Origin of the sequence: Nitrosopumilus sp. (assembly GCF_025699255.1) — an archaeon.
Lineage (GTDB): Archaea > Thermoproteota > Nitrososphaeria > Nitrososphaerales > Nitrosopumilaceae > Nitrosopumilus.
In genome coordinates, this window is the sequence record NZ_JAILWA010000002.1 from 161,231 (window position 1) to 181,707 (window position 20,477).

A 20,477-nucleotide genomic window follows, 5' to 3' on the forward strand; every position below is an offset into this window, starting at 1 on the left:
TCAAGCGCGATCAGCCTGCAATTAATTAGGATCAATTGATCTCACTAAATTGTTAACAGAATTGATCGATCCCTTACTTGAGGGTCAAAATCAGAAAAAGTGATCTCAAATGGAAATTGATAAAGTAGAAAAAGTACATTCGATTGGATATCGCCTAAAGGATGCTAAGGTTACAATAAATCAAGATTTCAAGTATAATGTAGCAGGCATGAAGATTGAGGGAAATCAAGGTGATACAAACAACATGCCGCAGTGGGTTGGAAAGATTCTATCTGAAAATAAAATTGGAACTCTGGATTCTCCAGATATGATTACACAACTAAAACAAGCCTTGTCAAAAGAAAAGATGGTTGGTGAATATCAAATCTCTACACTCGATCCACATTTCTACATTAGACTAAAAGAATCAATGACTGAACTAAACAGAGATGATTTTGATAAAGTTGAAAGCATGATGCTAGAACTATTCCGAATGCGAAGAGGCAAACTAGTAAAGATTGCAGATTCCATCAAACTAAATTCTGAATTATACAACAAACTAACTGTTGAAGAAAGTATTTTCTACAAAACAATTCATGATAACAGTGTAGAGTTTGAAAAACAGATAAGAGGAGAGAGAAATGAGCACAGCACAAGCTAGTACATTTACAGACTCTGCATTATCAGACAAAGTAAAAGAATTCCTAACTAGATTCAAAGACAGAAATGGCAACTACAAGTATGTAGATGCAATTGATGAGATGATGCCAAAGAATGCAAAATACATTATCGTAGATTACAATGATTTGGTAATAGAGCCACAAATAGAGAAAATTTTTTCTGTAAATCCTGATAGAATATTTGATGCCTTTGCAAGAGCAATTAAAGAAGCTCTACAAACAAGATTTCCTGAATATGCAGAAAAAATCAAAGATGAAGTTCGTGTAAGACTCATCAATTTTCCATTAGAGCGAAGTCTAAGACAGATCAATGCAGAAACCATTGGAAAAATTACAAGTGTTTCTGGAATGGTGGTCCGCGCATCTGAAGTAAAACCTCTTGCAAAAGAACTAGTCTTTGTGTGTCCTGATGACCATCCAACTAAAGTGATTCAGCTTAAAGGAATGGATGTAAAAATCCCAATAGTTTGTGATAATCCATCATGCAAACATAGAGATTTTGAGTTAAAGCCAGAGGCTAGCAAGTTTATTGATTTTCAAATACTCAGACTACAGGAACTTCCTGAGGATTTACCTCCTGGACAACTACCTCACTATATCGATGTGACTACCAGACAGGATTTGGTAGATAATTCAAGGCCTGGAGATAGAATTATCCTTACAGGAGTAGTTAGAGTAGAACAAGAATCAGTTACAGGAATTCAGAGAGGACACAGTGGATTATACCGATTAAGAATTGAAGGAAACAATATTGAATTTTTGACTGGACGTGGTTCAAAAACTGACAGGAAGATTGGTAGAGAAGAAATTTCACCTGAAGAAGAGAAATTGATCAAATCCCTTGGTCAAAGCTCTGATGTTTATCAAAGGTTGATTGATTCATTTGCCCCACATATACAAGGACAAGAATTAATCAAAGAAGCAATTCTGTTATTGATTGTCGGTTCAAACCAAAGATTACTTGGAGATGGAAGTAAAATTAGGGGAGACATTAATGTATTTCTTGTAGGAGATCCCGGTACTGCAAAATCTGAAATGCTAAAGTTCTGTGCAAGAATTGCACCAAGAGGTCTGTATACTTCTGGTAGAGGCTCAACAGCTGCTGGTCTTACTGCCGCAGTAGTTAGAGACAAAACAGGAATTATGATGTTAGAAGCTGGTGCTGTTGTTTTAGGTGATCAAGGTCTTGTAAGTATAGATGAATTTGACAAGATGAAACCTGAGGATAGAAGTGCATTGCACGAAGTTATGGAACAACAGTCTGCAAGTATTGCAAAGGGTGGTATTGTAGCTACATTGAATGCAAGAACATCAATTTTAGCTGCTGCAAACCCCATGTATGGTAAGTATGATCCTTTCAAAAACATTACAGAAAATGTAAACTTGCCAATACCATTGCTTACCAGATTCGACTTGATATTTGTTGTAAGAGATATTCCAACTAAAGAAAGAGATATGCAAATTGCAAAGCATATCATTAGAAGAAATACCTCACAGGGTACAGACAAAAAATCTGTTATTGAAGTTGATCTGCTAACAAAATATCTTGCATATGCAAAACGTGGCACCCCTGAACTAACAAAGGAAGCTGAAGAAAAAATCCTAGACTATTATTTACAGATGAGAAATGTAGAATCTGAAGAAATGATCACAGTAACTCCTAGACAACTAGAAGGAATTGTCAGATTATCTACTGCTAGAGCAAGACTTCTCATGAAAGACAAGGTAGAAGAAGAGGATGCTGAACGTGCAATCTTCCTTATTCAAAGTATGTTGCAAGATGCAGGTGTAGATGTCAATACTGGTAAGGTAGATCTTGGTGTATTACAAGGAAAACCAAGAAGTGAAGTTTCAAAGATGCAATTGTTTATGGATATTCTCAAAGGTCTTGAAGGTGACAATAAAGTTCCAGTTGATGAGAAAACATTTGTAAAAGAATTAGAAAAGAGTGAAAAATTCACAGAAGAAGAGGCAAGAAACTATATCAGAAGAATGCTCAGGGAAGCATCTATTTATGAATCAAAACCCGGTCACTATAACCGAGTATGAATATAGATAAACTAAAACTTCCAGAAACTGCAATTGAATTTTTAAAATCTCAAGGTTTTACAAAATTATATCCTCCTCAAGCAGACAGTGTAAAATCTGGCTTGTTAGACGGCAAAAGCATTTTGGTTTCTGCTCCCACTGCAAGTGGAAAAACTTTGATTGCAATGCTTGCAATGTTGAGTTATATCTCAAAAAACAAGGGCAAGATAATTTATCTCAGCCCATTACGTGCACTGGCAGCTGAAAAATTTACAGAGTTTAAAAAATTAGAAAAAGTTACTTTGGGAAACAAAGTAAAGGTTACAATATCTACTGGTGATTTTGAAAATATTGAAAAAAATTTAGAGAAAAGTAATGTGTTAATTCTAACAAATGAAAAGATGGATTCTATTATTCGACATGGTGCAGAATGGGTTGATGACATAGGCCTTGTAATCTCTGATGAAGTACATTTGATTGGAGATGAGAGCAGGGGCCCAACACTTGAAATGATTCTTACACAACTAAAACTATTGGAGACAAAACCTCAGATTGTAGGTCTTAGTGCAACTATCACAAATTCTGATGAACTTGCAGATTGGCTTGAATGCACATTAGTAGAAAATAACTGGAGACCAGTTCCACTTTCTGAAGGAGTATGTGATGAAGGTCTAGTAACCATGAGTGATGGAGATACTTTTGAAGTCAAACGTAGTTTGATGGGAACTCCGATAGATTTAGGCGTACAATCAGTAAAAGATGGAGGCCAATCTCTAGTATTTGCCGAGACTAGAACCCGCTCAAAGTCTCTTGCAACAAAAGCAGCAGAGACAATTTCTCAAATTCTAGAAAAAAAAGAAATTTCTGATCTAGAAAAGACTTCGAAAAAATTACTATCTGAAAATGAACATACTGAATTGGTCAAAACTTTAGCAACTCTTGTAAAGAAAGGAGTTGCATTTCACCATGCAGGACTAAATCAAAAATGTAGAGAAACAATAGAGACAGAATTTCGTAAAGGCACAATCAAACTGTTATCATCAACCCCTACACTAGCTGCAGGTGTTAATCTTCCTGCAAGACGAGTTGTTATTTCAAATGTAAATAGATATAATGCTAAAGTTGGTGCAAACAGACCAATTAGTATTTTGGAATACAAACAACTTTCTGGAAGAGCTGGCAGACCACAGTATGATGATTTTGGTGAATCAATTATTGTTGGTAATGGAAATACTGAGGATCTAATAGAGTATTACATTAATGGAGAACCTGAGCCCATTGAATCAAAAATTACTGATGACAAATCTTTACGAACACATATTCTTAGTGTTATAGTTACACATCCTGGAATTAAAAAAGAAGAGATTTTAGAATTCTTTTTGCAAACCTTGGGTGGATTACAATCAAGAAAACCTACAATAAAATTTGCAATAGACATATCTTTACGTTTTCTTTCAAGTAAGTTTCTCATAATCAAAAAAGGTGAGAGATATGCAGCAACTGAATTTGGAAAAAAGACATCAATGCTTTACATTGATCCATTAACTGCAACCTACTTTAGAGATTCAATTGAAAACGTATCTGAAGAAGGAAAACACACTTTTGGATTTTTACATCTTATAACAAATTGTGAAGAATTTTTTCCAAAATTCTCCTTACGACAAAAAGATTATGAGACTGCAAGTCTGATGATAGAGAATCATTCATCCCAACTACTAGAGCCAATATCTGAATATGATTGCTCAAGAAGTCTCTTGGCCTTACAATCATGGATTACAGAATCTACAGAATTATCTCTCTCCGATAGCCTCGGAATAGAGTCCGGAGATATGCATAGGATGACCGAAAACGCCAATTGGTTATCTTATTGTCTAAGAGAAATTTCAAAGCATGTTGAAAGAGCAGATTTGCTTGAAGAACTAGGTGATTTGAGAAATAGAGTGGTTTATGGAATAAGAGAGGAATTGTTAGACTTGGTGAGGGTTAAAGGAATTGGTAGGGTTAGAGCCAGAATTCTCTTCAAACATGGAATAAAGAATCTAGATGATCTGAGGAAAATTCCAGTGAATAAATTGGCAGAAATTGATAAAATTGGTTCAACCATTGCGGATAACATAAAGGAAGAGTTACGAAGGGTAAGATAGTTTGCTTGATTTACTAATTCCTGCAATTATTTCATGCATTGTAGCATTTGTTATAGTGTATGCTATGACACCGCCTTTAATCAAAATTTTAGAAAAAAGAAATTTTGCGGTAAAGGATATGAACAAAAAAGAAGATGTGATGGTAGTAAGACCTGGAGGTCCTGCATTAATTGTAGGAATTATTGCATCTGAAATTGTTCTTTATGCATTTTTACAAATGAATGAAATAATTGCAATTGTAATCACAACCTCTGCAGCATTTCTAATTGGATATGTTGATGATAGAAAAGTGATGGGTGGATGGTTTAAACCAGTTGCATTAGCAGTAGCTGCAATCCCAATTATAGCACTAGGTGCATATGATAGCACTCTTGCTTTTCCTTTGTTTGGAACGGTACAAATTCCGGCACTCTATCTTGTACTGATAATTTTTATGATTCCAATTACTGGAAATACAATCAACTCTATTGATGTTCTTAATGGAGTTGCTAGTGGATTTATGGTGATTGCCAGCTTTTCATTATCAATTTGTTTGTTTATTGTACAAAATTATGAGATTGCAATAATCAGCTTACCTCTTGGATTTGTTTCGTTGGCTTTTTACAAATATCACAAGGTTCCAAGCAAAATTTTTCCTGGAGATTCTGGAGCACTAACTTTGGGTGCGATGTATGGTGCTATTGCAATTGTTGGAGGAGTTGAAATAATTGCTGCAGTTGCTCTTTTGCCTGCAGTAATCAACTCATTTTTGTTCCTCTCAAGCGTAAAACGAATTGTAGAACATAGACAAATCAAGGGAAAACCAGTAGAACATACTGAAGATTTTAGATTAAAGGCAACTGATGATAAACAAGCACCTGTAACATTGGTGAGATTGATTCTTGCAGGAGGACCAATGTCTGAAAAACAAGTAGGATTTGCAATTTTCAAATTGGCAATATTTTCAGGAGTTTTGGCAGTAATTACTGCATTTATGATGGGAGTATCATTATGAAATCTGGTCTATTTGGATTTTTGTTTGGAATGTGGATACTAATTATTATTGGAGGTGGGATTGTGGTTACACTTCTGGGACCAATATCTATTTCTGGATTTGGTGAGTTAAATTGGTTTATTGCATCTGTGATTAAAGCAATAATTGCTCTAGTTCTTGTTGTAATATGGATTTTAATTTTGTCAAAACTAAAGAATTGGATTTTCAAAAAAGAAATTAAACTCTAACTTTCTAACCACTGTCTTTGCTTTTTGTCATATTCTTCTCTTGTATATCTGATTGAAGCTGGAGATCCCATCACAACAGAATTTTCTGGAACATCTCTTGTTACAATTGCACCCATTGCAACAACACTATTTTTTCCTACCGTCACACCTGCTTTGATTACTGCACGTGCACCAATTATTGCATTATCACCAATGTTAACTCCAATCATTTTATCACACATTGGATAAGGATCATTTGTTAATACTGCAGCAGGTCCAATGAATGCATTCTTTCCAATTCTGGATAATGGTGGAATGTATGCTTGACCTTCAATCTTTGTATTTTCTCCAATTTTTACATCATAATCAATATGTACAAGAGAACCAATCTTAACATTATCTCCAATCTCTACATTATCTCCAACATATGAAAAATGCCAAATTTGGACATTATTGCCAATCTTTGCTTTCTCTGAAATAAAATTAGTTACCATTTCTTACAAGTGCCATGGGTTTGCCTTTGTAATAATTTTTTCAGGCAATTTATCCTTGTAGTTTTTTAGAAATTCCATTTCTTGCTTTTTATCACGTAATTCATCAGGAAGCATTATTGGAATTTCTTCTATAATTGGGTAAAATCGAGAGCATTTTGGACAAAAAATTGCACCTTCTGAAACCACGTTATCTTTCTCCTTTATCCCAAATAATTCCAAAGGATGATTTTTGTCAATTGGACATGCCAATATATCCATCATTGTTTTATTCATTTTAGATCCAGATAGATGGGAATTCCCTTTTGACTAGATAAAAGTGCTGCCTCGGCAATTTTTGTTACATTTACTGCCTCTTGTGATTTAACAATGTGTTCATTCTTGCCTTCAATTGCACCAAGAAAACTTTGAATTTCACGTAATAGTGGCTCTTGTTTCTCATTTTGAATTGTTTCTGAATCTTCATCTTTTTCTACAATAATTTCTTGAGTAATAAAATCAGATGAAATTATTGCATCGGTACATACTGCACTGAATTTTCTCAATTTTTTTGGTGTAATCCAATTTGATGAAATTATTGCAACTTTATCATTTTTGTATCCAAGCATTATGCTTGTAAAATCCTCATGTTCGTGTTTTATTTTTCCTGCTCTTGCAAAAACAACTTGTGGCATATCATCAAACAACCAATTTGCAGTATCAATATCATGCACTGATGTATCATAAATAATTCCCACATCTTTGATGTGAAGTGGCATTCTGTTTTCTCTGTGAAATTCAAGCATTACTAGATCTCCATATTTTTTTTCTTTGACCATTTTTTTTACCACATCTACTGCCGGATTAAATCTCTCAATATATCCACAGGTAAGAATTACTTTGTTTTTTTCTGCTAGTTTTACAAGAGTTTGTCCATCTTCTGATTTATAGGTCATTGGCTTTTCAACAAATACGTGCTTTTTTGCATGTAGCAACTTTTTTGCAATTTCAGTATGAGTTGATGTAGGAGTCACAACAAATGCTCCGTCAAATTCTTCGGTCTTTAATAATTCATCTAGTGATTCATAATGATTTACTGAATATTTTTCTCCATATTCCTTACTTTTTTGAGAGTCTGCATCACAGACAGCGACTAAAACCCCTAATTGTGATAGAATTCTAGTATGGTTCTTTCCCCATCCTCCGGTTCCGATCTGAACAATTTTCATCTAGTAAACCTCAGTTAACCAATGAGAATAATCTTCATTTTTGTCCATTACTATCTCTGTATACTCTGCCATCATCTTTTTTGTAATGTCTCCTGGTTTCCCATTTCCAATTCGTTTTGAATCCATTTTGATGATTGGTGTAATCTCAGCTGCTGTACCTGTAAGGAATATTTCCTCAGATATGATTAATTCACTTCTTGTAATGTCCCTTTCAATTACATCAAGATCTAAATCTTTTCCAATCTTGAGAATGGCATCACGTGTAATACCTTCTAATGCTGATGATGCAAGTGATGGTGTAATTAATTGACCATTTCTTACAATGAATATATTTTCACCCGGTGCTTCACTAACATTTCCATTATGATCAAGTAAGATTGCTTCATCCACACCGTTTCGTTTTGCTTCTTGTGTAGCTATAATGGAATTCAGATAATTTCCTCCCATTTTTGCTTGAGGTGGAGTTGACATGTCTGAGAATTTTCTCCATGATACAATTCCTGCTGTTATTCCGTTTTTGTTAAACAAATCACCAAATGGGAATGTAAAGATGGCAACATTTGTTGGAGCATTGTTTGTTACATGAAGATTGATTCCATAATCGCCTACAAAATAAAATGGTCTAATGTAACAGGATTTTTTTATTTTATTTTTTTTACAAATTCCAATTATGGCATTTGTAATTTCTTTATCAGAAAAATTAAGTGATATATCATAAAATTGACCAGATCTTCTAAATCGTTTTACATGTTCATCTAATCTAAACACATTAAGATTTTTTCCATTCCAATATGCTCTAATCCCTTCAAAGATTGATGTTCCATAATGAATTGCATGTGTTGTTATTGGAACCTGTGCTTTTTCTGTAGGTACATACTTTCCATCAAACCAAACATACTTTGATAAAGGAAGTTTCATAGGACAGCTTTATCAGATGTGTATTAATCTATTTTGAATAGCCTTCTTTAGGAAATTTCATTCCTACAATTCTTGTGGTTTGATCTTCTTCATTTGCATATTTTTCGACCGTTTTCCATTCGTCTTCAATAATTTTTACTATGTTTTCTGGAACATCTTTTTTCCAATCTGATTTTTTACCTAGTACTGCATCATACAACTTTTCTTTTACAGACGTTGCTGAAAGTGTTTTTCTCTCACCAATCTTTGGTTTTAGTCTATACATTTTCAGCATATATCCTTCTGCTTTATCCCCTGTATACGAAAAATATTCACCTTCAACTCCATCGAGAATTTGTTTTCTTAGCTTCCAGGATTTCCTTCTTACTAGTGGTGGAAGATATTTTTTGAATGGTGCTTTGAAAGCATAATCATCCGTAATTTTGATTGAATTTCCAAAAATTGCTTCCAGCATTTTCTTTCTTGTTTTAAAATTAAATGGAAAACTTTTACTGTTAATTTCTCGATCTTCGTCTTTAAACACAACAGGCATCACTTTGACAATGTCTGCTTGTTTTTTTAATTCTGAAATTATCTCAACATGTGCATTTGTGACTGGATTTAGATGTGCAAGATATAGTGCTGTAATCAATTACATCACGTAAATAATTCTCATATTTCAATGATTGATTTTTTTAAAATTCTATCCGTACGATTCGTATTTGACTTCAAAGCTTCCGTCTTCGCGTTTGTTATGTTCAGTAACAAATCCTTTTGGATTCAAAAAGTCCATTACCCCGTCGATGGTACCTTGCCATCCACAAACATAGAAGATTGTGTTCTCTTTAGTAATTTTATCTTCAATTAATTCTTCTAATGGAGAAAGTCCGCTTTCTCTTGGTCTTAGGAATGTTTCAACTCTTCCAACTTGTCCTGCCCAAGATCTGTTAAACCATTCTTGTGGTCTACTAATAGCAGCTCTGTATCTGAAATTCCAGACATCTTTGCCTTTAGCAATACTCTCATTTTCAAGACCAGTTAACAAATCTTTATAGCTTAATTCATCAACATAACTTGCACCATGTAAGACAACAATCTCTCGTTTGTCTCCTGAATCATGTAGATGCTGTGCAAAACTTACGAATGGTGCTAATCCTGTTCCGCCACCAATACAAACAATTCTCCTGTTGTCTTTTTCACCGTTTGTCAATTCTTCATTAATCAATAATGCTCTACCAGTTGGTTTCAACCATAAAATTTCATCTCCTTCTTTTACGTTGAAGATTTGTGTAGTTAATCTTCCCGGAAGTGGTTTTCTTACCCATCTGATAACTAATTCAATGTAATCTCTATTTTCTGGATGTGATGCAATTGAATATGCTCGTCTAACAATTTTTCCATTTTCTACAGGATTTGGTAATCCTAATGTAATGAATTGTCCTGCTTTGTATTCTGGTACAGGACCGTCTTTTGGAACAAGTCTGATAATTACAAGATCTTCTTTCAACAATTGTACATATGTGACAGTTGCTTTGTTATCTACGACCATAACGATTGAATCAGCATTTGCAAGGTTAAATATATTGTGTTAATTTCATAACGGGATTATCTTATTGACCGCTAAACGTTAATAACCAATTTGAAAACCGTATTTCAATCAGATTTCTGATTAATGGGCCGGTCGTCTAGTCCGGTAGGATAGGTGCATGGCATGCATCGGATCGAGGGTTCAAATCCCTTCCGGTCCACTTATTTTTTTAATTAAAGAAACCATTTTTTCTAATTCAGAATCTTTTTCTGTTAAAATCTCATTAATTTTTTCTTCAGAAATTGAAATTTTTAAATCAATAATTGCTTGTAATGCACTTTTTTTTACTTCTAAATTAGAATCTGCTAATCCTTCCAGAAATATTTCTCTAGCTTCTCTAGCTTTGAGATGTCCTAATGCTCCTAGTGCACATGATCTTACCATAGAGCGTTCATCATTTACAAGTTTGATTATTTCAGGAATTGCTTCAGTTTCATTTCTGTTTGCTAAAACTAATGATGCAAATCCTCTGATGTTTTTATTTGCAGTTTTTAAACTATCAATTAAAAAATTTGAAATTTTGTTTTTGTTTAATATTAGAGAACTAAATGCCTCCCCTCTTACTTTGATATCATCATCATCTAACTGAGAGATAATTTTTCCCAAAATTTCTGGATTGTTTACATTATCCAAAGTCTCTAAAATTTTGATTTTTTCTTTACTACTTCCATTTTCTAAAACTTTTGAAATATTTTCCAAGTTATGACTAAATTCCTTGTTTCTAGTTAATAATGGTTCAAATTTTTCAAAAATTTTTCATTTAATTCGAAAATATACTTTTAGCTTTAAATTATCCTTAAATACCAATTTTTGCATGTCAAGTGAAACTCGAGACACCGTATTCATTGGTAAGAAACCATTGATGGCATATGTTACATCAACGCTAATTCAATTGGCAAACTTACCTTCCGTCAACATCAAAGCTAGAGGACTCAGCATTGGACGTGCTGTCGATGTAGCTCAAATCATTGCAAGAAAGACAGAAAATGCAGGCTACTCTATCGGAGAAATCAAAATTGGCTCAGAATCATTAGAGTCACAAGACGGTAGAACAAGAAATGTTTCCACAATAGAAATTGAAGTAAAGAAAAACGCAAGTTAATTGTACTTTACTTGAAATTTTTTATTTTATTATTTTGATTTTTCATACTTTTTCTCCATCTTTCTAAATTTAGGAAGTTCTACCAAATCGTTGAACTGATCAAAATTGACAACTTTTTGTTTGTATTTTGTTGTGTTTCCTGATTTCTTTAATTCTTGGAGGATATTCATTGTTGCAAATGTATTTGCATACAAAACTGATAATGGATAAAGAACTATGTTGAATCCCATTTTACTTAATGTTTCAGCAGAACTTAATGGTGTTGCCCCTCCCTCAATCATATTTGCAACCAATGGAGCCTTGATTTCTTTTCCAATTTTTTTCATTTCATCTACTGATCTAGGTGCTTCAACAAAAACTGCATCTGCTCCTGTTTTCTTGTTTTGTTTTCCACGCTCAATTGCTTCATCTAATCCTTTTGTAGCTCTTGCATCTGTTCTTGCAACTATGATGAAATCTTTATTTTCTCTTGCATCAATTGCAGCAGATAGTTTTTCAGTATATTCTTCTTGAGAAACAACATCCTTGCCTTGCATATGTCCACAACGCTTTGGCCATTTCTGATCCTCTAGAAAAATACCTGAAGCACCTGCAGATTCCAACTCTTTAACTAATTTCCATACACTCAATGCATTTCCATATCCTGTATCTGAATCAACAATTACTGGTATTGATACAGCTCTACAAATTCTTCTAGCATTATCTACAGTTTCAGTAGCTCCAATGAATCCATAATCTGGCATTCCAAATAAAGTAGCAGAAGTTCCATAACCTGTTTGGAACATTGCATCAAATCCTACCTTTTGGGCAATTTTTGCACCCAAGGCATCATAGACACCTGGAATTACAAGTGGTTTTTTTGACTTTAACATGCTACGTAAATTTTTCATGAATTTCTATTTTTTCTGAATTATTTATGATTTTAAAAATTATTTAGAAATATCTACATCTCTTGTTTCAGGATTAATTTTTGCGCCAATCAAAATGATGATCGAACCAATTATCACATTAATTCCTAATAAAATTGGAATTAGTTCTGTACCTTTTGATAGCATTGTTACTGCAATTAGTGGGGCCCATGAACCAAAAATCAATCCACCGTTGTAGATAAATCCGCTTGCACTATTTCTTACCTCAGTTGGGAATCTTTCAGACAAAAATGCAGGAATTGGTCCAAATCCTGTTGTTGCAACAATAATCAAAACTATAGTGTATGTTACTCTTTCATAAGATGATTCTGCATTATACAATCCATAGAATGTAGGTATTGCAACTATAATTGCTGCAATTGCAAAAAATGCAATAGTTTTTCTTCTTCCAATTCTTTGACTTAGAAATCCTGTAAAAATTTGACCAAACAATGAAGTCGTTGTTCCAACAATCATTAACAAAGAAACTTCAGATTTTTCAATTTCTACATAATTTTGTAAGAATGTTGGATAGAATCCAATTGATGTATAATATGCATACATCAGGCCTGTCATTAGAATCAACGAAAAAATAAACTTCTTTCTTCCTTCTTTACTTGAAAATAATTTTTTTAATGGTGATTTTGTTTTCTTTTCTTGTTTTTGTTTTGCAAGCCATACATCTGATTCATTCATTCTAAATCTTACAAATAACGCTACTAGACCTGGAATTATTCCTGTAAAGAACATAATTCGCCATCCAATATCTACAAACTGTTCTCCTGGAAATGCTGAAACTGCTCCAAAGAATACTACTGAGGCTATTACAAAGCCAAAATTAAATCCACTTTGCAAAAATCCAGACAGGATTCCTCTCTTTTCTTTTGGTGCAGTTTCCATTGTGATTACTGCACCACTTCCCCATTCTCCTCCTGCAAAAAATCCTTGCATGAATCGTAATCCAATTAGTAATACAGGTGCCATAAATCCAACCATCTGCCATGTTGGTAGTAATCCTGTTGCAAATGTTGCAGCTGCAAATCCCATAATTGTAATGATCATTGCTTTTTTTCTTCCATGTTTGTCTCCATAGTTTCCAAAAAATGCACCACCAAATGGTCGCATAATTAGTGTGATAATATAAGCTGCAAATGTTGCTAAAAGTGAAAATGTAGCATCTTCTGCAGGAAAAAATAATGTACTGATTAGTGGAATAACAAGTAACATCAAAACTAGATCATAACCATCAAGAGACCATCCAAGCCATGAACCAAAAACTATGGATTTTTGTTGTCTTGTTAGTGATGTCACAATATCATTAAAAAAATAGATTAATTTTTACTTTTCAAAATAATTAATCTATTCTGATCTCTTTTCCTTTTTTCTTAGAATTTTTCTCATTAATCTTCTTTAATTCTTCTTCTAGGAATTTTCTATATTTTTGTGTCTCTTCATCAGTCATATTTGCTACATTTGAGCTCAGAATAGAACCTAATGAAGAAATTTTCTCAAGTAAGTCCATTGCAACAAATCTACCCACATTTCCTAATCTAAACAAAACATCTAGTTGATTTTTTATAATATCATTTATTTTGTCTACATCTTGCGCTGTCTCTTTTCCTTTTTTTGTTAACTGATATCTTCCATCCTTAGTTTCTTCAATCAATCCTTCATCAAGTAATCTCCCTAACAATGGATAAATCAATCCAGGAGATGGTTTCCAGATTCCATTACTTTGTTCTACTGCATAATCAATAATCTCTTTTCCAGTATGTGGAGTTTTCTTTAATAATTCTAATATGAAATATCTAGAAAATCCTCTTGGCACTGAACTTCCTACTCTTTGAAACCATTCAGATATCATCACTAGCGATATCACTAGTGATATATTTTAATATTTTGGATCATGCGTAACAATTACTACATATTTATCCCGCCCAAAGCAAGTTTGACTGAAAAATGGTAGATTCTATTGAATTTGACTTAATTATTTGTGGTTCTGGCCTTGCAGGCCTAAGGGCTGCAATAGCTGCTGCAAAAAAAGCACCTAATCTCAAAATCGGAATTGTATCTAAAGTGCAAGTAATGCGTTCACATTCAGTTTCTGCTGAAGGAGGGACAGCTGCAGTGCTTTTTGAAGATGAAGGTGACACAATTGAATCTCATGTTTATGACACTGTCAAAGGAAGTGACTTTCTTGCAGATCAGGATGTTGCAGAAAGATTATGTGTTGAAATGCCACAACAAATCCGCCAACTAGATCATTGGGGAATGCCATGGTCCAGAAGAGATGATGGCAGAATTGATCAAAGAAATTTTGGTGGTTACAGTTTTCCTAGAGCAACATATGCCTCAGACAAAGTCGGTTTCTTTGAAATGCAAACATTGTATGATACATGTCAAAAATATGAAAATATTGAATATCTTAACGAATGGTTTGTAACATCAATTATTCATGATGGAAAACGATTCATGGGAGTTACTGCAATTGAATTAGGTTCTGGAACATTTTACACAATAAAAGGAAAAGCACTCATCATTGCAACAGGTGGAGCTGGAAGGTTATACAGCTTTTCTACTTATGCACTTTCTTCTACACCTGATGGTTTGGATATGGGATTACGTGCTGGTATGGCACTAAAAGATATGGAGTTTGTACAATTCCATCCTACAGGAATTTTACCATCTGGAATTTTAATTACAGAAGGTGCACGAGGAGAGGGAGGTTATCTTCTTAACAACAAAGGAGAGAGATTTATGAAAACATATGCAGCTGGAAAAATGGAATTAGCTCCGCGTGATATTGTTTCAAGATCTATTATGACAGAAATTCAAGAAGGACGCGGATTCAAACATGAAACTGGTGTTGATTGTATGAAACTTGATTTACGTCATCTTGGAGATGAAAAAATTAAAGAAAAATTAGGAGGAATTAGAGAAATTTCAATTAAATTTTCAGGACAAGATCCTGCACAAGATTTGCTTGACATTAGACCTGTATGTCACTATATGATGGGTGGACTACATACTGATATTGATGGTGCTACTGAAATTCAAGGAGTCTGGGCTGCCGGTGAGGCTGCATGTAACAGTGTCCATGGCTCAAATAGACTAGGAGCAAATTCTACCTCTGAATGTATTGTATGGGGAAAAATTACGGGTGAATTGGCAATTGACTATATTCAAAAGAATACTTTTTCAAATCCTTGGCCCCACCATTTGGTAGCATCTGAAGAGAAGAGAATCTATGACGGAATATTCAGAGGAAATGGAGATGCAAATCCCTATGAAATTAGACAACAATTAACAGATACAATGAATGAAAAAGCATATGTTTACAAAAACGAAACAAATCTTGTTGAAGGCCTCAAAAAAATTCGTGAATTAAAACAACAAACTTGGAAACATGTTGATGATAAAGCAAAAGAGTACAATACAAATTTTGCAAATGTGATGGAACTTGATTCTATGTTCAGAGTAGCAGAAATTGTATTGCTTGGTGCAATCAATAGAAAAGAATCTCGTGGTGCACATGCAAGAACTGATTATCCAAAACGTGATGATGCAAACTTTTTACATCACACTCTTGCATATTATGATCCTAATGGCCCTATCATGAAGACACATCCAGTTACAATTACTAAATATCAGCCAGTGGAGAGGAAGTATTAGATGCCAAGCGATGATCATAGAGAAGGTATCAAAGGAATGGCTAATCCAAGCCGATATGGAATTGAACGTGTTGCATATTGGTTAATGAGATTAAGTGGATTAGGGCTGTTGGCATATTTTATTGGTCATATTTATGAAACAAGCAATATTCTAAGAGGACAAGTTGGTTGGGATGAATTTCTTGAACTAACTCAAACTACAGAAGGACACATAATTTTGGCAATTGTAATTGCAATGTGTGTATTTCATACTGTTAATGGAATTAGAGTAATGTTGGGACATGGAGGAGTTGGTGTAGGGAAACCTGCAAGACCTGATTATCCATATGATCCAGCATCACAAAATTACAGACACAAAATAGGAATTTATTCTGCAATCCTTTTAGCAGCAATTGCAATGATGTACGGTTTAGCGGTAATGTTTGGTGAGTAATATGAGAGAAAGTACAATAATGAAAATTCACTATGGTACGGCTTTAGCAGCTGTTGCCTTAGTTGCAGTTCACATCTTAATGCGTCTAACACAGGGATTTGCGGAATCTTTGGAGTATGAAAGTGTACTTGCAAATTACAAATTCATACCATATGCTGCAATGCTGGAATTAATCTTGATTTTATTATCTGTACATGGATTTAATGGACTTCGAGTAATCTTACTTGAGTTAAAACAAGGAAGGATGTATGAAAAAGCTGTTTCTTATGGTTGTCTTGCAGCAATGATTGGATTAATAGCCTACGGCTCAAGAACAATTATTATGACTAACATGGGGATGGTATAGAAATGGCTCAAGTTTCTAGTATTGCAAATGAACAAAATACTACTGCAGTATCTTCTTCAAAATCTATCACGCTTAGAATTTCAAGATTTAATCCAGAACATGATGAAACTAATGGATTTATGGAGTTTACAATTCCATATCAAAAATGGACAACTGTTCTTGAAGCAATTTTAGAAGTCAAAAAACATTTTGATCATTCAGTTGCTGTACGATATTCTTGTAGACAAGCAACATGTGGTTCATGTGGAATGATAATCAATGGAAAACCTAGATTAGCATGTTTTACAAAAATTAGTGAATTAAACTCTGATGTTGTTACAGTAGAACCGATGAATAATTTTCCTATCATTCGTGATTTAGCTGTAAAATTTGAAAAATTATTTGACACTCATCAAAAAATTAAACCATATCTAATTCGTGATGACACTGAACTAGAATCTAATGAAAAGGAATTCTTACAGTCTCCTGAAGAAGTAGAACAATACATCCAATTTGCAAATTGTATCAAATGTGGTCTGTGTAATTCTGCATGCCCTACAATGGCCACTGATTCTTCTTTTGTTGGACCTCAAGCATTAGCTCAAGCATATCGTTATGTTGCTGATACTAGAGATAAGGGCAAGGATTCTAGATTAAAAATAATTGATGATTCGCATGGTATTTGGAGATGTCATTTTGCCGGTTCATGTAGTCAAGTATGTCCAAAAGGTGTTGATCCTGCAATGGGAATTCAACTACTTCGAGGCTATTTGTTAGGTTTTAGAAGTTAACCTAACTTTTTTGGTTTTGGACTATTGTTTACTTGATTGTTAATCTGTTCAGCCATAAAGTGATTTGAAACATTAACTTTAACGTCTTCAACACCATCTACTTTCAATAGATTATCGTGAACATCTTGACAAATCTTAAAACCGAATACTGCTGGACAGAATGGACTTGTTAGATGTAAATCAACTTTAACATTGCTGTTATCAATATCAACCTCATCAATTAATTCTAATTCTACAATTGATGTGTTAATTTCCGGATCCACAATCTTTGATAGCTCATCAAATATTTTGACTCGCATCTGTTTGATATCTTGGCTCATGTCCGCAAAAGCGTCGATGCTATATATAACCATTCTAGAACCTTAGGTAATGTATCGTTCTCGTCTTGGTACTGATTTGAGTGATATTACTTTAGATTATGTTTCATCGATAAATGACGATTCAGAAATTGCTCTTTATGATATACTTGGAAGTCAAGCTCATGCTCTGATGTTATTTGAAAAAAATATCATTACAAAAAATGATGCAAAAAAAATCTTATCTGCATTAGAAAATTTGAAAAATGAAAAATTTGATGCATCGTCTGGAGCCGAAGATATTCATGAGTTAATTGAAACATTGGTCATTAAGAAAGCAGGAATGGCAAGTGGTGGAAAGATGCATACTGCACGATCTCGTAATGATCAAGTAGTTTTAGATATTAGAATGAAAATTAGAGATGACATCAATATTGTATGTAATTGTCTTTTAGATACTATTGAAGCCTTAGTATCTGTGGCCAAAAATCACCAAAAAACCATAATGCCCTTGTATACACATCTTCAACAAGCTCAAGCTGGTCTTTTTTCACATTATCTTTTAGCTCATGCTGATGTTCTAACAAGAGATTTTGAAAGATTGTATGGTACATTTGATAGAATCAATCAAAGTCCTCTTGGAGCAGGTCCGGTTGGCGGGACAAGCATTCCTATAGATAGATACAGTACAGCAAAGATGTTGGGTTTTGACGGGCTTGTTGAAAATTCGATTGATGCTACAAGCACACGTGATTTTGTCGCAGAGTATGTTGCAATGATTTCTATTTTGATGACCAATCTTAGTAAGATTGCTGAAGATTTTGTAATTTGGTCAACATCTGAATTTTCTTTTATTGAACTTTCAGATGAATTTACTTCACCTTCAAGTGTTATGCCTCAAAAAAAGAATCCTGATATTCTAGAATTAACTAGAGGTAAAACATCAGAAATCATTGGAAATTTAACTGCAATTCTCACAACTGTTAAAGGATTAGCATCTGGTTATGGACGTGATTTACAACAGGTAAAATCCTCCATTTGGTCAACATCAAAAATTTCAATTAGCGCATTGTTAATTTTAAAATCTATTCTTCTTACTTTGAAAGTAAATGAAAAACAAATGAAAAAAGTTACTGAAGCAAGCAATTTGATAGCATTAGATATTGCTGAAAAATTAGTGCAAGAAGGAATTCCATTTAGAGTGACTCATAAAATTTCTGGAACTTTGGTTCAACTGGCTCATATTTCAAAAAAACCTATTTCAAAACTCACTTTAGCTGAAATTAAAAAATCTGTATCAGATACTAAAGTTGATCCAAATCTTGTCTCAAAAATTATTTCTACTACTACTGTAGTTTCATCATTAAAAGAGAGAACCTCTTTAGGTTCATCTGGTTATGACGAACAAAAAAGAATGATTTCTGATAGAATTCAAAAAATTAATCAATATAGATCCGACGTATTGAAAAGAGAAAATAAAATTAATTCTTCAATTGATGAGTTGAAAAAACAAATCAATGCAATCATTAAATGAATAAAATAAGAGAGCGGGTCTAAAGGGATTCGGACCCTTGACAACCGGATTAAAAGTCCGGTGCGCTACCTGGCTGCGCCATAGACCCTCGTAAAAAATGCTTTAACTGTATAATTTAGTCTTTTACAAAATATTTTGTTGTGACAGAAACTTTTAATCTGGCAATTTGATTCAATGAATTTGTGCCCTTGTAGTATAGCCCGGTCTAGAATTCGGCCCTGTCACGGCTGAGACGCGTGTTCAAATCCCGCCGAGGGCGCCATTATCTCTATTATTATAGTTGAAAATCATTTTGTACCGATCAAAATTACATTTTCAGAAATTTTTGATGAATAATGATGAATTGAAGATGAATCTCACAAGAATATTAAAATTCAGGGAATTTTAGTGAAATTTGTTGTCTGACGAGAAAAAAGAATCTGAAGTTGAAACAAAACCAACTAATGATTCAACATCTGATAATACATCTCAAGACAAAATTGAAAATAAAGTTCCAGAAGAAGCTGTTGCCAAAGCAGAAGAAGCAACAAAAGCAGCTGAAGAAGCAGAAAAAGCAGTTAAGGATGCTAAAGCAGCTGAAGATGCAAAAGCAGCCGAAGAAGCAAAAGCTGCAGAAGAGGCAATTTTGAAAGCTGAAGCAGCAGCTAAAGCAGCTGAAGAAGCAGAACTTGCAGTTAAAGAAGCACTTGCAAAAGCAGAAGCTGCTAAAGCTGAAGCAGAAGCAGCTGCTGAAGAAGAATACAAAGCAATTGCTGCTGAAGTTAAAGCAGATGCTGCAGCAAAATCTGATTTTACATTTAAGAGACAAGGTGAAGAAATCTTTAGAAGAGATATGGGTGAACCTGAATTTTGGTTAGAGAAGAAAGATCGTTTTCCACGACCAATTCTTTCTGCTGATGAACAAGAATCTCTTACTAGACAAGCAGAAATTCCTAAAGATCAAACTCCTGAATACAAACCGGAAAATGTTTTGAGCCCTGAATTTGAAGGTGTTTCAAATTATGAACGAGGAGTTGATTCTTTCTTAGAAGAAACTAAACTAAAACTTGAACAATTAAAAAATAATCCAGAGGCTACAGAAAAAGAAATTAAAGATACAGAAGATAAAATCATCTACTTGGAATCTTTACATGAGAATTACTTTATTGGAATGAATGTTTTTAGAACTGCTAAAGGTGGACGGAATAAGATTAAGGCATAGG

Annotated in this window: 23 protein-coding genes and 3 tRNA genes; 14 read left to right on the forward strand and 12 right to left on the reverse strand. The window is 33.9% G+C overall.

Annotated features, from left to right (window positions below):
* The first annotated feature begins 109 nt into the window (after positions 1–109).
* Genes K5781_RS02985 through K5781_RS03005 form a run of 5 tightly spaced genes read left to right on the forward strand, consistent with a single transcriptional unit; the run spans position 110 to position 6,052 of the window.
* Positions 110–640 (forward strand): DNA replication complex GINS family protein, encoded by a 531-nt coding sequence (locus tag K5781_RS02985; RefSeq protein ID WP_297440576.1) that lies wholly within the window; start codon positions 110–112, stop codon positions 638–640.
* Positions 621–2,708 carry a minichromosome maintenance protein MCM gene (locus tag K5781_RS02990; protein WP_297440578.1) on the forward strand — a complete coding sequence of 696 codons (2,088 nt, stop codon included), beginning with the start codon at positions 621–623 and terminating at the stop codon, positions 2,706–2,708. The genes K5781_RS02985 and K5781_RS02990 overlap by 20 nt, the downstream gene beginning before the upstream one ends.
* Positions 2,705–4,831 (forward strand): DEAD/DEAH box helicase, encoded by a 2,127-nt coding sequence (locus tag K5781_RS02995; protein ID WP_297440579.1) that lies wholly within the window; start codon positions 2,705–2,707, stop codon positions 4,829–4,831. Before K5781_RS02990 ends, K5781_RS02995 begins: the two co-directional genes overlap by 4 nt.
* Position 4,832: 1 nt before the next feature.
* The gene (locus K5781_RS03000; protein ID WP_297440581.1) at positions 4,833–5,825 is read left to right on the forward strand and encodes a glycosyltransferase 4 family protein; all 993 of its coding nucleotides are present in this window, start codon (positions 4,833–4,835) and stop codon (positions 5,823–5,825) included.
* On the forward strand, positions 5,822–6,052 hold the full coding sequence (locus tag K5781_RS03005; protein WP_297440583.1) for a hypothetical protein: 231 nt from the start codon (positions 5,822–5,824) through the stop codon (positions 6,050–6,052). Before K5781_RS03000 ends, K5781_RS03005 begins: the two co-directional genes overlap by 4 nt.
* Here K5781_RS03005 and K5781_RS03010 read toward each other — a convergent pair.
* From K5781_RS03010 to K5781_RS03035, 6 genes are read right to left on the reverse strand one after another with little or no spacing between them, the layout of a single operon-like run.
* Entirely contained in the window at positions 6,049–6,525 is a 477-nt protein-coding gene (locus K5781_RS03010) for an acyltransferase (protein WP_297440585.1), read from the reverse strand. The genes K5781_RS03005 and K5781_RS03010 overlap by 4 nt on opposite strands.
* 3 nt (positions 6,526–6,528) lie before the next feature.
* Positions 6,529–6,798: a Trm112 family protein gene (locus tag K5781_RS03015; protein WP_297440587.1), complete on the reverse strand. Its 270-nt coding sequence runs from the start codon at positions 6,796–6,798 to the stop codon at positions 6,529–6,531.
* Entirely contained in the window at positions 6,795–7,730 is a 936-nt protein-coding gene (locus tag K5781_RS03020; protein ID WP_297440589.1) for a Gfo/Idh/MocA family oxidoreductase, read from the reverse strand. Before K5781_RS03020 ends, K5781_RS03015 begins: the two co-directional genes overlap by 4 nt.
* On the reverse strand, positions 7,731–8,648 hold the full coding sequence (locus tag K5781_RS03025; protein WP_297440591.1) for a branched-chain amino acid transaminase: 918 nt from the start codon (positions 8,646–8,648) through the stop codon (positions 7,731–7,733). It abuts the gene before it with no gap.
* A 28-nt stretch (positions 8,649–8,676) separates the two neighbouring features.
* On the reverse strand, positions 8,677–9,279 hold the full coding sequence (locus K5781_RS03030) for a hypothetical protein (RefSeq protein WP_297440593.1): 603 nt from the start codon (positions 9,277–9,279) through the stop codon (positions 8,677–8,679).
* A gap of 51 nt (positions 9,280–9,330) precedes the next feature.
* The gene (locus tag K5781_RS03035) at positions 9,331–10,176 is read right to left on the reverse strand and encodes an FAD-binding oxidoreductase (RefSeq protein WP_297440595.1); all 846 of its coding nucleotides are present in this window, start codon (positions 10,174–10,176) and stop codon (positions 9,331–9,333) included.
* Positions 10,177–10,301: 125 nt separating this feature from the next.
* Here K5781_RS03035 and K5781_RS03040 point away from each other — a divergent pair.
* Positions 10,302–10,375, forward strand: a tRNA-Ala gene (locus K5781_RS03040).
* Here the strand turns inward: K5781_RS03040 and K5781_RS03045 are convergent.
* Positions 10,357–10,914: a HEAT repeat domain-containing protein gene (locus tag K5781_RS03045; protein ID WP_297440597.1), complete on the reverse strand. Its 558-nt coding sequence runs from the start codon at positions 10,912–10,914 to the stop codon at positions 10,357–10,359. The genes K5781_RS03040 and K5781_RS03045 overlap by 19 nt on opposite strands.
* Before the next feature lie 115 nt (positions 10,915–11,029).
* Between K5781_RS03045 and K5781_RS03050 the strand changes: the two genes are divergently transcribed.
* Positions 11,030–11,317 (forward strand): DNA-binding protein, encoded by a 288-nt coding sequence (locus K5781_RS03050; RefSeq protein ID WP_297440600.1) that lies wholly within the window; start codon positions 11,030–11,032, stop codon positions 11,315–11,317.
* A gap of 29 nt (positions 11,318–11,346) precedes the next feature.
* Here the strand turns inward: K5781_RS03050 and K5781_RS03055 are convergent, their stop codons facing one another.
* From K5781_RS03055 to K5781_RS03065, 3 genes are read right to left on the reverse strand one after another with little or no spacing between them, the layout of a single operon-like run.
* Positions 11,347–12,189, reverse strand: a complete 843-nt coding sequence (locus K5781_RS03055; protein ID WP_366847870.1) for an isocitrate lyase/PEP mutase family protein — start codon at positions 12,187–12,189, stop codon at positions 11,347–11,349.
* 57 nt (positions 12,190–12,246) lie between these two features.
* Complete coding sequence (locus K5781_RS03060; protein WP_297440604.1) at positions 12,247–13,536, reverse strand: MFS transporter; 1,290 nt, start codon at positions 13,534–13,536, stop codon at positions 12,247–12,249.
* 43 nt (positions 13,537–13,579) lie between these two features.
* The gene (locus K5781_RS03065) at positions 13,580–14,089 is read right to left on the reverse strand and encodes a PadR family transcriptional regulator (protein ID WP_297440870.1); all 510 of its coding nucleotides are present in this window, start codon (positions 14,087–14,089) and stop codon (positions 13,580–13,582) included.
* A gap of 95 nt (positions 14,090–14,184) precedes the next feature.
* Between K5781_RS03065 and K5781_RS03070 the strand changes: the two genes are divergently transcribed.
* From K5781_RS03070 to K5781_RS03085, 4 genes are read left to right on the forward strand one after another with little or no spacing between them, the layout of a single operon-like run.
* Positions 14,185–15,897: a succinate dehydrogenase/fumarate reductase flavoprotein subunit gene (locus K5781_RS03070; RefSeq protein ID WP_297440606.1), complete on the forward strand. Its 1,713-nt coding sequence runs from the start codon at positions 14,185–14,187 to the stop codon at positions 15,895–15,897.
* Complete coding sequence (locus K5781_RS03075; protein ID WP_297440608.1) at positions 15,898–16,329, forward strand: succinate dehydrogenase; 432 nt, start codon at positions 15,898–15,900, stop codon at positions 16,327–16,329.
* A 1-nt stretch (position 16,330) separates the two neighbouring features.
* Positions 16,331–16,675: a succinate dehydrogenase gene (locus K5781_RS03080; protein ID WP_297440610.1), complete on the forward strand. Its 345-nt coding sequence runs from the start codon at positions 16,331–16,333 to the stop codon at positions 16,673–16,675.
* 2 nt (positions 16,676–16,677) lie between these two features.
* The gene (locus K5781_RS03085) at positions 16,678–17,445 is read left to right on the forward strand and encodes a succinate dehydrogenase/fumarate reductase iron-sulfur subunit (RefSeq protein ID WP_297440612.1); all 768 of its coding nucleotides are present in this window, start codon (positions 16,678–16,680) and stop codon (positions 17,443–17,445) included.
* Here K5781_RS03085 and K5781_RS03090 read toward each other — a convergent pair.
* Entirely contained in the window at positions 17,442–17,765 is a 324-nt protein-coding gene (locus K5781_RS03090; RefSeq protein WP_297440614.1) for an iron-sulfur cluster assembly protein, read from the reverse strand. The genes K5781_RS03085 and K5781_RS03090 overlap by 4 nt on opposite strands.
* A 49-nt stretch (positions 17,766–17,814) precedes the next feature.
* Between K5781_RS03090 and argH the strand changes: the two genes are divergently transcribed.
* Complete coding sequence (argH, locus tag K5781_RS03095; RefSeq protein ID WP_297440616.1) at positions 17,815–19,275, forward strand: argininosuccinate lyase; 1,461 nt, start codon at positions 17,815–17,817, stop codon at positions 19,273–19,275.
* A 14-nt stretch (positions 19,276–19,289) separates the two neighbouring features.
* Here argH and K5781_RS03100 read toward each other — a convergent pair.
* Positions 19,290–19,363 (reverse strand) — tRNA-Lys (locus K5781_RS03100).
* A 96-nt stretch (positions 19,364–19,459) separates the two neighbouring features.
* Here K5781_RS03100 and K5781_RS03105 point away from each other — a divergent pair.
* Both K5781_RS03105 and K5781_RS03110 read left to right on the forward strand, forming a co-directional pair.
* Positions 19,460–19,537: transfer RNA gene (locus K5781_RS03105), tRNA-Asp, on the forward strand.
* 135 nt (positions 19,538–19,672) lie between these two features.
* Positions 19,673–20,476 (forward strand): hypothetical protein, encoded by an 804-nt coding sequence (locus K5781_RS03110; protein ID WP_297440619.1) that lies wholly within the window; start codon positions 19,673–19,675, stop codon positions 20,474–20,476.
* The last annotated feature ends 1 nt before the right edge of the window (position 20,477 follow it).

Excerpts from the sequence above, each read along its gene's own strand:
- K5781_RS03005 (WP_297440583.1), top strand. The coding sequence starts at position 5,822 with ATGAAATCTGGTCTATTTGGATTTTTGTTTGGAATGTGGATACTAATT.
- K5781_RS02995 (WP_297440579.1), top strand. The coding sequence starts at position 2,705 with ATGAATATAGATAAACTAAAACTTCCAGAAACTGCAATTGAATTTTTA.
- K5781_RS03065 (WP_297440870.1), bottom strand. The coding sequence starts at position 14,089 with ATGATATCTGAATGGTTTCAAAGAGTAGGAAGTTCAGTGCCAAGAGGA.
- K5781_RS03035 (WP_297440595.1), bottom strand. The coding sequence starts at position 10,176 with ATGGTCGTAGATAACAAAGCAACTGTCACATATGTACAATTGTTGAAA.
- K5781_RS03080 (WP_297440610.1), top strand. The coding sequence starts at position 16,331 with ATGAGAGAAAGTACAATAATGAAAATTCACTATGGTACGGCTTTAGCA.
- K5781_RS03075 (WP_297440608.1), top strand. The coding sequence starts at position 15,898 with ATGCCAAGCGATGATCATAGAGAAGGTATCAAAGGAATGGCTAATCCA.
- argH (WP_297440616.1), top strand. The coding sequence starts at position 17,815 with ATGTATCGTTCTCGTCTTGGTACTGATTTGAGTGATATTACTTTAGAT.
- K5781_RS03010 (WP_297440585.1), bottom strand. The coding sequence starts at position 6,525 with ATGGTAACTAATTTTATTTCAGAGAAAGCAAAGATTGGCAATAATGTC.
- K5781_RS03070 (WP_297440606.1), top strand. The coding sequence starts at position 14,185 with ATGGTAGATTCTATTGAATTTGACTTAATTATTTGTGGTTCTGGCCTT.
- K5781_RS03050 (WP_297440600.1), top strand. The coding sequence starts at position 11,030 with ATGTCAAGTGAAACTCGAGACACCGTATTCATTGGTAAGAAACCATTG.
- K5781_RS03085 (WP_297440612.1), top strand. The coding sequence starts at position 16,678 with ATGGCTCAAGTTTCTAGTATTGCAAATGAACAAAATACTACTGCAGTA.
- K5781_RS03025 (WP_297440591.1), bottom strand. The coding sequence starts at position 8,648 with ATGAAACTTCCTTTATCAAAGTATGTTTGGTTTGATGGAAAGTATGTA.
- K5781_RS03055 (WP_366847870.1), bottom strand. The coding sequence starts at position 12,189 with ATGTTAAAGTCAAAAAAACCACTTGTAATTCCAGGTGTCTATGATGCC.
- K5781_RS02990 (WP_297440578.1), top strand. The coding sequence starts at position 621 with ATGAGCACAGCACAAGCTAGTACATTTACAGACTCTGCATTATCAGAC.
- K5781_RS02985 (WP_297440576.1), top strand. The coding sequence starts at position 110 with ATGGAAATTGATAAAGTAGAAAAAGTACATTCGATTGGATATCGCCTA.
- K5781_RS03020 (WP_297440589.1), bottom strand. The coding sequence starts at position 7,730 with ATGAAAATTGTTCAGATCGGAACCGGAGGATGGGGAAAGAACCATACT.
- K5781_RS03090 (WP_297440614.1), bottom strand. The coding sequence starts at position 17,765 with ATGAGCCAAGATATCAAACAGATGCGAGTCAAAATATTTGATGAGCTA.
- K5781_RS03015 (WP_297440587.1), bottom strand. The coding sequence starts at position 6,798 with ATGAATAAAACAATGATGGATATATTGGCATGTCCAATTGACAAAAAT.